Consider the following 12,795-nt stretch of genomic DNA (forward strand, 5'->3'; position numbering starts at 1 on the left):
TACTTGTTATCTCTTTTGTGGTATAAAGAAAAAAGGGCTGTGAAAAAATTCACAGCCCTACAGATATAAATAAGATGATTAGTTTAAATTTTGATAAACTTATGAGTCACAGTCTTGTCTTTGGTAAACAGTTTAATAATATAGTTTCCTTTAGTTAATTCGCTAACGTTGATAGAACTTCCTGTTACACTTGCTGAGCTGATCATTCTTCCGTTGGCATCATAAATTTCCGCTTTGATCACCGTGTTTTTAGATTGAATATTCAAAATATTCTGTACAGGGTTAGGATAGATAGTGACCATGTCGTTTCCTTTGCTTACTTCTGATGTTGCCAGTACATTCTTTACAGTCGTTGTGAACGTGTTGGTTACGATAGGATGATTGTAATCAAAATAAATTTTAGCGGTATTGCTGAAGCTGTCACCCATTGTCAGGGTCGCTTTTGTTTTAATTTTAAATGAAATATATCCGTCATTAGTAGCATCGTCAAAAGGCAACTGAATATTTTCAAAAATAAATTCGATTACATTAGAGTTGCTTATTCTTGTGGTATAACCATGACTTCCCGATAATGGAACTACAGAAGCAATATCAAATTTTGACAGGTCGATTTCATCTTTTACCACAATATTCTGGGCATTGGCCGTTCCTTTATTTTCAAATCGGATCAGGTAATGAACATAGTCTCCCACTTGCACCTGGGCGATGGATGTTCCTTCCAGACAGGTTTTATCATTCGGATCAAAAGAATTGACAACGGTTTGATGGAGCACAAAATGATTATCAGCAGGAGTTTCATCAGTTGCTCCTGTGATTTGGGTGGTGTAATGCAGAATTTCTCCGCCATTTAATGCTGGTATTTGTGTCGGAGTATTGAGTTTTAAACTAACGGTGATTTCCTTTTTTTCAAAAGGTAAAAGATTCGTGAAACTCCAGTTGAGAACGCCCGTTGAAAGGGAAGTGGGAACAGTGGTTGAGCTTAGATAATCTGTCAGCGCGTCATCGTAATTAAATACTAATGTTCCAGATTGGGCAGTTGTTCCTTTGTTTTTATAAACAATCTTGTAGAGAGAAGTGAATCCCGGTCTGGCATTGTTGATGGGAATGATGACAACTTCTAAATCATGATGGGTGCCGTTTGCACTCACGCAAAAGTTGTTAGTTAATGGACTCACCTGTGCCGGGAAATCCGCTGTTATACTGGCTGGAGAAATAGTAAAATAAGCAGGATTTTCAACAACCGGAGTGATCATGTGTAGTCCTTCCAGAACAGAAATAGAATAATTTCCGGAGGCATCTGCTATATAGCTCCCGGAGTTAATTCCGTCTGTGATATTAAATTGTTGGAATGCTTTATTTACATCATTGGTATCACAACCATTATTGTTGGAATCATACTTTGTATTTCCCTGAATTGTATACGTTGTTCCGCCTGGAGCGAATGAGCAATAACTGTTGACTTCCACATGATTTTGCCCCTGACTGATCAGCATATTGGAAAATTGCTGTACTTTATCTGTATCGCAGCATATATATGCCAGATTTGGTGAGTACGTTGATGATCCCGCGTAAAAATTCAAATTTGGATTTCCATTTTTAACATTGATGTTTTTGATACCGGTTCCACTTACGGTGGCGCCTTCTAATTCTGTATTTTGGCTTAAATTTATGCTTGTTACTCCGTTTTCATTAAAATTGAAAGCTTTTAATCTTAGAACAGGAGAGACGTCAAGAGCGGTCAGTGCATTGCCACCGATGCTCATATTGATAATTTCCGGAGTTCCTGTAAAATCAAGGGACGTGATATTTGTTCCGCCTAAGCTTAATGAGGAAAGGTTCGGCTTGTTTTGAAGGGCAACGGATGTGATTAAAGGACAATTCAGTACCTGTAAACTTTCCAAATTATTTGTGTTCTGGATATTTAATGAACTCAATAAAGGATTGGCATCCACTACTAGATATTGCAACAGAGCCGCATTGCTTAGATTGAGGGAGGTCAGTTTTGTATTTTTAATATTGAAATGGATAAGCTGGTTTAAAGATCCTAATGTTAATGAGTTCAGATTAATCTTGTCAATGACAATTTTTTTAAGATTGACATTACTGGTAAGATTCAAACTTGTAACGGTGTTGGGATAAATAGTGTTGTCACTGAGTTCAATTTCTTCAAGACCGGTAAGCGTTGAAATATTGACACTGGCTAAGTGGGCATTGTCTCTGATGGTTAATTTTTTTAAAGAAGAATTCTGTAAAAAATTCATGTTGGTCACATATCCTCCATTAAACGTAAGATTGAAATTTTCAAGCTGGGTACAGCCTTGAGTGTTTATTATATCTACTGCATTGTTAATCACACTTAGAGTTTTCAAGCCAGTCATATTGCTCACATTGATTTCATCGATGTAAATATTTCCCTGTATTGTAAGCATTTTTAGATTAGCAAAATTTTGAATTCCGGTAAGGTCGTGAATCTGGGTTTGATTTAAGGTGATGCTCGAAATATTCAAAGCCTCACTGACTTGAATTTCACCATCATTGTTGGTGTCAATAACACTCGTATTTCCATTGAGATCCTGCGCAAAATAATTCCATTGACTTGCTGAAACAAGTTTCGCTTTAAATTGTGGATCCGGGAAGTTAATAATCTGTGCACTGAGTGACAGATGTGCTAGAAAAAGTACAAAAAAGTAAAGTATATTCATGGTTTGGTGATTTGTTTTGTTAAATGTACAAATAAAATATTATTATGTGATATATTTTATTTTTATAATATAAAGCGTTGATTATTCATGTTTAGTTAAAAATATTACTGTTATTTGATTTAATTAAAAATATTATTTCTATCATTAAGAACAAAAAAAGACTGCCCTGGAAAGAAGCAGTCTTAAATTTCAACAAGTTTGTTTCAATTAATTTTTAATCAATTTCTGACTTACAGCTTTATTTTTTGTGAATAATTTAATAATATAATGACCTTTTATAAGTTCAGAAACGTTGATGGAATTTCCACTTACAGCCTTTGAGTTGATAATTCTTCCATTGACATTAAAAATAAACCATTGGAATCTAATCCCAATGGTTTAATTATAATTTGTTAAAGAGATTATTGTTTCTCTATCAGATTCAGAAACTCTTGTTCGTCAAGAATCTCGATGGTTCCGATATCCTGAGCCTTTTTTAGTTTGCTTCCTGCCTTCTCACCAACCACAAGGAAATTAAGGTTTTTAGACACTGCAGAAATATTTTTTCCCCCGTGTTTTTCCACCATTTCTTCTGCTGATTCTCTTGTGAATAGTGATAACTTTCCTGTGAAAAGGAACGTTTTTCCTTCCAGAATATTCGATAAAACTTCATTCGTACTTTCCCCTTTTTCAAGCTGAACTCCATACGATTTCAGACGCTCGATCATCAGGATATTTTCTGAATTTTTGAAAAATTCCACGATACTTACAGCGATTTTCGCCCCAATATCTTCCACCTGGCAAAGCTCTTCTACCGTCGCTTCCTTCAGCTCATCAATAGTAGCAAAGTTTTTCACCAGTTTTTTGGCAACCGTTTCTCCCACATGCTTGATCCCGATTCCGTAAAGAACTTTTTCAAACGGAATTTCTTTGGATTTTTCAATTCCCGAAATAATATTCTGAGCAGATTTTTCAGCCATCCTTTCCAATGGAAGAATCTGTTCCTTCGTTAAGGCATAAAAATCAGCAGGATTTTCAATTAATTTTTCCCTGTAAAGCTGTTCTATGGTTTCACTTCCCAGATTATCTATATTCAAAGCCTTTCTCGAAACATAATGAATCATTCTTCCCACAACCTGAGGAGGGCAATGAAGCTCATTCGGACAGAAATGGATCGCCTGGTCCACAATTTTCACCAGCTCGGTTCCACATTCAGGGCAGTTGGTGATATATTCAATTTCTTTACTTTCGGAAGTTCTTTTTTCAGTGTTCACTCCCACAATTTTCGGAATGATCTCCCCTCCTTTTTCCACATACACAAAATCATGCTCATGGAGATCCAGCTTTTTGATGATATCTTCATTGTGAAGTGAAGCTCTTTTAACGATCGTACCTGCCAGCAAAACAGGTTTTAAATTAGCCACCGGTGTAATCGCTCCCGTTCTTCCCACCTGATAAGATACACTTTGAAGTTCAGTTTCTACCTTTTCAGCTTTAAATTTATAAGCCATAGCCCATCGCGGCGATTTTGCTGTATATCCCAACTGCCTTTGTTGTTGTAAAGAATTCACTTTTAAAACAATTCCGTCAATTTCAAAAGGAAGATGGTGGCGCTCCGTGTCCCAGAAACTGATGAACGCCTTCACTTCATCCATGGTTGTGCAAAGTTTAGCCTGCTGTGACGTTTTAAAACCCCAGCTTTGTGCTTTCTGAAGCAGTTCCCAATGCGTTTGTGCAGGAACATCTTCAGAAATGAACTGATAAAGTACAGAAGACAGACTACGCTTTCTTACTTCCGCGCTGTCCTGCATTTTTAAACTTCCGCTGGCTGTATTCCTTGGATTCATAAACGGATCCAATCCTTCCTCTTCACGAAGTTGATTAAGCTTATCAAAATTTTTTCTGGTCAGATAAATTTCTCCTCTCATAAAAAAAGAGGCTGGAAAATCACCTTTCAATGTCAGGGGAATATCAGAAATGGTTCGGACGTTTGAAGTGATTTCATCGCCCTGGAAACCATCTCCACGCGTGACCGCCTGAACCAGTTTTCCGTTTTCATAAAGAATAGAAATAGAAGCACCGTCATATTTCAGCTCTGCAACAAATTCTACAGGATCATTGATGGTTTTGATGATTCTTTTCTCCCAATCTTCAAGATCATCAAAATCATACGAATTATCAAGAGAATACATTCTGAACTTATGCTGAATCGTAGGAAAAACCTTTGTAATTCCTCCTCCTACACGGACTGTAGGTGAATTCTCATCATAAAATTCCGGGTGCTTGGCTTCCAGATCCCGAAGCTGCTCCAGAAGCATATCAAACTCATAATCAGAGATCGTACCAGCATCCAGATGATAATAATTTTCATTGTGCTGATGAAGCTCTTTTCTTAGCTGTTCTATTTTTTGCTGTATATTTTCAGACATTCCTTTCTATCTTTTGAGCAAAAATAGCTAAACTAATTTCATTAAAAAATACCGCAATTAAATATTATAGAAAGATTAAAAACACGTAATATCACATAAGTTACTGATTGAATATAATTTAAAATACTTGTTTAAACTAATTTAACATATTGTTATGATTTAATTGAAAATTTGTTAAAACTCCCTTAAACACTCAGCCCGGAAAGTCAAAATACCTTTGCACATCTGATTTGAAGAAACCTGTATCATTCTAAAATGATATGATAAAAATAAAAATTATACAGGTTCCTGAAGATCATAAAAATTAAATAAAAAGATTTTCGGAAGAGATGAGAAAAGTAAAGATTGTACTAGGATTATTGTTTTTGGGATTTGGAACACTGGCTTATGCGCAGACTACGCAGGCATCTATTGTGGGAAAAGTAACCGGACTGGGCAGTACCGCTCAGGAAAAAGTGAAAGTAACGATCGTGAACGAGTCTACAGGGTTCAGGACGGAAACAGAAACCAATTCGAAAGGAGAATATATTTTTAAAGAAATTCCTCTTGGCGGTCCGTATACGGTCATCGTGAATGAGGATAAAAAAGAAGGATATAATGTCAACTTCGGAGATCAGGTTACCGTAAATATGAGCTTGGGTGGTGGCGAAAAGCAGATTGAAGAAGTAGTAATCACCGGAAACCTTAAAAACAAAATCGGAAACCTTGGAGCAGCCACTGCCATCTCTGCCAAGAATATCAGCATGCTTCCGGTGAATGGAAGAAATTTCACCAATCTTACTGAATTATCTCCATTAAGCGGAAAAGGCGGAAACCTTTCCGGACAACTGGGATCTTCAACCAACTTTACCATCGATGGGATGACGGCCAAAAATCCAACTTCTGCCGGATCTACAACAAGCCGGAGCGGCGCACCGTTTTCTATCTCGATAGAAGCAGTCCGTGAATTTAAAATAACAACCAACCAGTACGATGTAACACTGGGAAGAAGTGGAGGGGGAACAGTAAGTGCCGTTACCAAATCCGGAACAAATAAATTTTCAGGAAGTGCCTGGGAATATTTAAGAACCAACTGGCTTTCCAGTCCATATGATATCAGAGGAAACAAAAGAGAAAATGATTTCTCCACTTCCCAGTTTGGATTTTCATTAGGTGGACCCATTATTAAAAATAAATTACACTTCTTTGTGGCATGGGACCATCAGCTGGACTCAAGACCTTTGCAGATTGCAGATATCAAATCTGTGGATGATGAGAAAAGACTGAATACAACCACGCAGACGCTGAATCAGTTTCTTGATATTGCCAGAAAAAAATACGGGGTCGGAAATACGCCACAATTCGGAAGTTTTGATAAAGTAAGAAATTCAGATGCCGGATTTTTACGTCTGGACTGGCAGATCAGTCCTAAGCATTTATTGACCTTAAGAAATAATTTTACCTACGATCTGAATAAAAACGGATTGGCAGATAATACCGCGATCAATTTCTTTGAGTCTTACGGGAATGATAAAAATATCGACAACAGTTTACTCTTAACCTTAAGATCAAACTTAAAGCCCAACCTTACGAACGAGTTAAAGGCTCAATATCTCTACACTTTCCAGAAGAGTTATCAGAATGATGAATTAGGAAGGCCTGTTCCAAGAGCCATTGTAGAAAATATTGTAACCCCTGGATTGGGAGCTACCAATATTCAGATCGGGGGACACCGTTTCGGGCAGGAAAGTTTTAGGAATAATGTGATCCAGATTGTAGATAACTTATACTACAATACGGATAAGGTAAAATATACTTTCGGTGCAGACCTGATGTATACCCATGCGAAATCAATATATGGAAGTGAGGTGAACGGAAGATTTCAGTTCAGGGAAGATCCAACATTAGGATTGGGTAATCTGTATAATTTTGATAACCTTATCGCATACAGGTTTTACAGAGAAGTACCTTTAATGGAAGACCCGTCTGTAAGATCCAATATATGGAATATTGGTCTTTACGGGCAGTTTCAGACGAAGATCGGGGAGGGTCTTGATTTAATGGGAGGTTTAAGATTTGACTATGGAGGATATCCGAAAGCTGAGTTTAACCAAAAACTGTATGATCAGATGGGCATAAGAACAGATAATAAAATAAAATCTTTTGTGATCCAGCCAAGATTCCAGTTCGAATGGAACTTCAACGAGCAGAATAAAGACTTCCTGAAATTCGGAGCGGGAATCTTCTCTTCCGATATCAATAATTATATGGTAATCAACAATCTTGTGTTTGACGGAAAACATCTGGCAACAGTAGATGTAGATCCTGCTACAGCAGGTCTTACACCGGATTTCTATAGATACAGAAATGATTACAGTTCTGTTCCTTCACTGGCGCAGTATCAGATTCCTACGATCAACTACACCGGGGAAGATGCAAAGATTCCTATCGTTTATAAAGCGAATATTTCCTACACCCATTTCTTTAACGAAAGATTCAGAGCAGGAATTGCAGGATATATGGCTTTGGGAAGAAATAATTACTTCTATTATGATCGAAATATGGTGTCTGATCCTTATTTCACGCTGGCTAATGAAGGCGGAAGAGGAGTGTATGTTCCAGCGGCATCGATCAACGGAACGAAAATAGACTGGAAAAACGGAAGAATCAATAATAACTTTGGAAGAGTGCTTGAGCTTGTAAGTGATGGAAAAGTGAACCAGTACTCATTTGTAGTGGATACCAGCTACCGTTACTGGAAAGATGGAGAGATCACGGCAAGTTATACCTGGTCGGATATCAAAGACAATACCTCATACAACGGAAATGTAGCGAATTCAGCAACATTGTCCACGATGGTTCAGGGAGATCCGAGAGATTTGAGAATGACCTATTCTGATAATCAGTTCAGAAATAAGATTGTAGTGTACGGTAATTCACCTACCATCGCAGGATTTACTTTGGGAGTAAGGTATTCAGGAATCGGAGGAACCCGTTTCTCGGTAACAGCAGGTGGAAATGTTAACGGAGATTTCGTAGACACGAATGATCTTGCTTACATCTTCCCGGAAATCATTACCCAGCCGCTTCTCAATGATCCTGAAGTAGGGCAGGCCCTGAAAGATTATGTAGAGAAATACAACAATGCCATAGCAGAACGTAACGGTGGTAAAAACGGATTCTTCGGAGTATGGGATGTTCGTGTTGCCAAGAAAATCAAGTTTGAAAAAATCGGCGCCTTTGAAATTTCTGTAGATATTTTCAACCTGGCGAATCTTCTTAACAAAGAATGGGGTGTTAATAAGTCCTACGGAAATATGGCACTTTACAGAGCACCAAAATTCAACCAGGCTACCAGACAGTTTGAATACGTTAAAAATACCAGCGGTTTAGCCCCTCTTTCAGGAAATCCTTACCAGATTCAGATCGGTGCCAAATATAGCTTTTAACATTTAAACACTACCTTTATCAAACGTTTTTAAGATTTTTATTTAATTATCTCAATTGTATTATGAAAAATTTTATCTTAGGGTTAGCAGTTTTAAGTACAGTCCTAATGAAGGCACAAACCCAGATTATCGCACACAGAGGCTATTTCCAGGCACAACCGCCTACCACGGAAAATTCTATTCAATCTTTAGAAAATGCCCAGAAATTAAAAATATACGGATCCGAATTCGATGTGAGAATGACCAAAGACGGCGTTCTTGTGATCAATCATGATGAGCATCACGGTGACATGGAGATTTCTGAAACTTCTTTCAAAGAATTGGAAGCACTGAAGCTGTCGAACGGCGAAAAATTTCCTACACTGAAGGACTACCTGAAGCAGGGAAAAAAAGATCCCGCTTTAAAGCTGATCGTGGAGATCAAACCTGCCAAAACGCCGGAAATAGAAAACGAAATCACCCGGAAAACCCTTACAATGATTAAGGACATGAAGCTGGAAGGTCAGAGTGAATATATTTCTTTCAGTCTAAACATCTGTAAAGAGATCAAAAAACTGGAACCGAAATTCAAAGTGCAGTATCTGAACGGAGAATTATCTCCTGAGCAGATCAAGAAAGAAGGCCTTGACGGGATGGACTACCATTACAGCGTTTTTCAGAAAAACCCTACATGGATCTCAGAAGGTAAGGCTTTAGGTCTTATCACGAATGCGTGGACAGTGAATGATCCTGCAGTATACGACCAGTTAAAAAATCAGGGGATCGGTTTTGTGACCACCAATATTCCTGATCAGTTAAAAAATAAATAATATTTTTTTATTACTCAAAATTAACGACCTGTCTCTTGGAGGCAGGTTTTTTTATAAACCACCCGTCAAAAAATCTTTGCATTTTCGCCACCCCTCTGCGGGAGGGGAATTACTGTTTGTTAATACAAGAACTTTCAGTTTAGAAATATCAAATTTTAAAATAAAGCAGATTAATAAAATTTTGCTCCTTTTGAGGTTAAAAAAATTGAGCTAGGTGCTATTAACTATTAAAATTCTATTAAATCCATATTCTCTGGGGCTTGTCAAAATGTTCTTTCGTAAATTTGTCCTAAGAAACAATATTATTATGAACATCAACGGAAAAAATGCCATCGTAACAGGTGGTGGAAGAGGACTTGGGAAAGCGGTTGCATTAGCTTTGGCTAATGAAGGCGTACATGTTGCGGTTACCGGTAGAAATGAAGAGAACCTTAAAAATACAGTGGAAGAAATCAAAGCGCTTGGAGTAAATTCTGCCTATGCGGTTTTCAGTATTGATAACGAATCTGAAGTAAAAACGGGGATTGAGTCCCTTGCAAAACAACTTGGTGGGGTTGATATTTTAGTGAATAATGCAGGGATCGGAGACTTTGGAAGCATCGAAGACATGCCTTCTGAAACCTGGGAACAGGTCATTAAAACGAATTTATTTGGAGTCTACTATGCGGCTAAAGCGGTTCATCCGTTTATGAAAGAAAATGGGGAAGGTGATATTGTCAATGTAGCTTCTACTGCAGGTTTAAAAGGGGGGCCTAATATGTCTGCGTATGCGGCTTCAAAAGCGGCAGTCGTTTCTCTGTCTCAGTCCATGATGGCAGAATGGAGAAAACAGAATATCCGTGTGATCACCCTGACACCAAGTACCATTGCTTCCGATATGAGTATTCAGGGAGGACTTACAGATGGAAATCCGGATAAAGTTCTTCAGCCGGAAGACTTTGCAGAATGGGTAAGAGATATTCTGAAAATGAACAGAAGAGCGTTGATTGCCAATGCTTCTATTTTCTCTACAAATCCTTAAGAACAATTGATTGGTAGTGGTTGCAGATCATACGAAGTGAAGTAATCATGCAATAAAAATATTCAATAGAAGCGGGCTTTTGCTCGCTTTTTTTAATTGATACCAGTGGTCATATGTAAAAATTACTTTTATTTTTCCAGCCTCTGCTGAGCGAAGTACCTTCGATCTTAAAAATCAATCGATAAATTCAAAAACTTAGCGTCAAAGACATTAAAATAAAAATAAAATCAAGAAAAAAATAGAACGGATAACGGTTCCGTTTTTTTTACCGTAATAACATTCTTATTTTTGCAGTAAATTACTTACGCACATGCAAAATTATTTAGAATTCAATTTCAAGATTTCTCCATTACAGCCATGGAATGAGATATTAATGGCAGAGCTTATCGAAATAGGTTTTGACAGCTTTACAGAAGAGATCGACGGAATTTTAGGATATATTCAGAAAGAACTGTTTAAGGAAGAGGATCTTAAGACCCTTCCGCTTTTTGAAAACGAAAATGTGGAAATCACCTATTCTTTTGAAGAAATGCCCAACATCAACTGGAATGAGGAATGGGAAAAGAACTTTTCACCCATCAATATCGATGATAAAGTAATGATCAGGGCAGAATTCCATGAATCTGTACCTGGAATGCATGAAATCATCATCCAGCCTAAAATGTCTTTCGGAACAGGCCATCACCCTACGACCCATCTGATGATCCAGCAGATGATGGATATTGATTTTAACGGTAAGAAGGTACTTGATATGGGATGCGGAACTTCTGTACTGGCGATCTACGCAAAGCAGCAGGGAGCCGGAGAGGTAAAAGCAATTGATATCGATGAATGGTCTGTGGAAAATTCAAAAGAAAATGCTGCAAGAAATGGTGTGGAATTGGATATTGAACTGGGAACTGCAGAAAACTTAGGAAAAGAGAATTTTGACATTATTCTGGCGAATATCAATAGAAATATCCTGATCTCTGATATTCCTACCTATGTTTCTGTCATGAATGAAGGTGGCAAATTGCTTCTTTCCGGATTATGTTTCTTTGATGTAGATGATATTCTTGAAGTATGCAAAGAAAGCGGACTTGAACTGAAAAAGAAACTTCAGCGTGAAGAATGGGTAAGTTTGTTACTTGAAAAATAATGAAACCGACTATTAATATGAAATCCTTACTAACGGTTATAGGGGTATTGTTCATCCAGCTTTTTTCAGCGCAGGAAGACAATATGACCTATCCTGATGGCATTTTCAGCTTTGAAGAAAATAAAACCCAGAAAATTTTCACAGACTGGACCAGAGTAAGAAAGGAACCCAATGTAAAATCAGAGGTAACCGACTCCCTGAACACCAATCAGCAGATAATGATCCTTAAAAAAGAAGAAGCCGTTCTGAGATTGGGTGAAAGAGGCGCCAACTGGTACAAGATTTCCTATCAGAAAGGAGATGCTGTCTCTGAAGGGTACATCTGGGGTGGTAACCTCTCTGTAGGCTATCGTAACAAAAATGGATATGACTTCCTTTTTGGATTATCAAAAACGATAGACCGCAAGAGTAAAGAATATAATGGAACTGAAAAGCAGAATATCGCAGGGATAAAAGTGATGGAGGGAAATACGCTGATCGATGAGGTGTATTTTGATACTGGAAGAGGCGAGGAGCTGAGTTATGGCACATTTACCATTGAAAGTGGTCATAAACTACAAAATGTAGAATTAACCCTTAAAGCGATGGTGTCCGGCGAAGCCTGTGGAATTGCAAGCTATGACCAGTATGTGCTTTTTAGAGATAAAAAATTGGTTGCCCTTCCTCAGCTTACCAATGTAGGTGATGCTGATGTATACTATCACAGTGAGAAATTTGTATTTCCTAACGACCAGGGAGGAATTCCGAATGCCTTTATCTTTAAAATCGAGGAAATGGAAAGAGATGATAAAGACAGGGAAAAGAAAAAACGTTCATCCAAAACCTATCTCTGGAATGGAAGTTCTTATCAGCTCAAATAAGCTTTTAAATAAAAATAAATGTAACCACTGTATGAATTGCAGTGTTTTTTTTATGAGTTTTTTTTAATAGGAAATTTCAATGATGTCCATTTGAGATTTACTCAATTTTGATATGACGTATAGCGCAAATAAGTCCCGCCAGTCTTTGAGTGTTCAATACAGATTAGAAACTGATCCTCTTGTTCTTGATAGAATCAATTGTAGTACCCTAAAAACGCAGGTGAATATGACTTTACTACTGATAATGGGAATATATATAAAGATATAGAGAAAGGATAAATGATGTTTAGTCTCACACTGTCCATTTAAAGGCCGAAAATGACTTAAATACCCTTGTTCCGGATAACCTTGAAGCATATCATTAGTTTTGCCTTAAATGAGGTGTATAGACGGCAACATCGTAAACTGAAAATTAAAGTCACAATACCT

8 protein-coding genes are annotated in these 12,795 nt (G+C 37.6%); 5 read left to right on the plus strand and 3 right to left on the minus strand.

What is annotated here, in order from left to right:
• Positions 1 to 83: 83 nt before the first annotated feature.
• The 3 genes from BUC06_RS10990 to ligA form a co-directional block, all read right to left on the minus strand.
• The gene (locus tag BUC06_RS10990) at positions 84 to 2,702 is read right to left on the minus strand and encodes a DUF7619 domain-containing protein (RefSeq protein WP_073333736.1); all 2,619 of its coding nucleotides are present in this window, start codon (positions 2,700 to 2,702) and stop codon (positions 84 to 86) included.
• 207 nt (positions 2,703 to 2,909) lie between these two features.
• Positions 2,910 to 3,077, minus strand: coding sequence for a T9SS type A sorting domain-containing protein (locus BUC06_RS24435; protein ID WP_083564055.1), 168 nt, complete (start codon positions 3,075 to 3,077; stop codon positions 2,910 to 2,912).
• A 26-nt stretch (positions 3,078 to 3,103) separates the two neighbouring features.
• Positions 3,104 to 5,110 carry an NAD-dependent DNA ligase LigA gene (ligA, locus tag BUC06_RS11000; protein ID WP_073333739.1) on the minus strand — a complete coding sequence of 669 codons (2,007 nt, stop codon included), beginning with the start codon at positions 5,108 to 5,110 and terminating at the stop codon, positions 3,104 to 3,106.
• A 329-nt stretch (positions 5,111 to 5,439) separates the two neighbouring features.
• On the opposite strand from ligA, the gene BUC06_RS11005 reads away from it, so the two are divergent.
• The 5 genes from BUC06_RS11005 to BUC06_RS11025 all read left to right on the plus strand — a co-directional run bounded on the left by BUC06_RS11005 (position 5,440) and on the right by BUC06_RS11025 (position 12,366).
• Positions 5,440 to 8,538 (plus strand): TonB-dependent receptor, encoded by a 3,099-nt coding sequence (locus BUC06_RS11005; RefSeq protein WP_073333741.1) that lies wholly within the window; start codon positions 5,440 to 5,442, stop codon positions 8,536 to 8,538.
• Positions 8,539 to 8,600: 62 nt separating this feature from the next.
• Entirely contained in the window at positions 8,601 to 9,347 is a 747-nt protein-coding gene (locus BUC06_RS11010; RefSeq protein WP_073333744.1) for a glycerophosphodiester phosphodiesterase family protein, read from the plus strand.
• A 307-nt stretch (positions 9,348 to 9,654) separates the two neighbouring features.
• A complete protein-coding gene (locus BUC06_RS11015; protein WP_073333746.1) occupies positions 9,655 to 10,368 on the plus strand; it encodes a 3-ketoacyl-ACP reductase in 714 nt (237 codons plus the stop codon).
• Positions 10,369 to 10,678: 310 nt separating this feature from the next.
• On the plus strand, positions 10,679 to 11,506 hold the full coding sequence (prmA, locus tag BUC06_RS11020; RefSeq protein ID WP_073333749.1) for a 50S ribosomal protein L11 methyltransferase: 828 nt from the start codon (positions 10,679 to 10,681) through the stop codon (positions 11,504 to 11,506).
• Between the two features lie 17 nt (positions 11,507 to 11,523).
• Positions 11,524 to 12,366: an SH3 domain-containing protein gene (locus tag BUC06_RS11025; protein WP_073333859.1), complete on the plus strand. Its 843-nt coding sequence runs from the start codon at positions 11,524 to 11,526 to the stop codon at positions 12,364 to 12,366.
• The last annotated feature ends 429 nt before the right edge of the window (positions 12,367 to 12,795 follow it).

The organism is Chryseobacterium carnipullorum (assembly GCF_900142785.1).
In the GTDB taxonomy this organism is placed as follows: Bacteria; Bacteroidota; Bacteroidia; order Flavobacteriales; family Weeksellaceae; genus Chryseobacterium; species Chryseobacterium carnipullorum.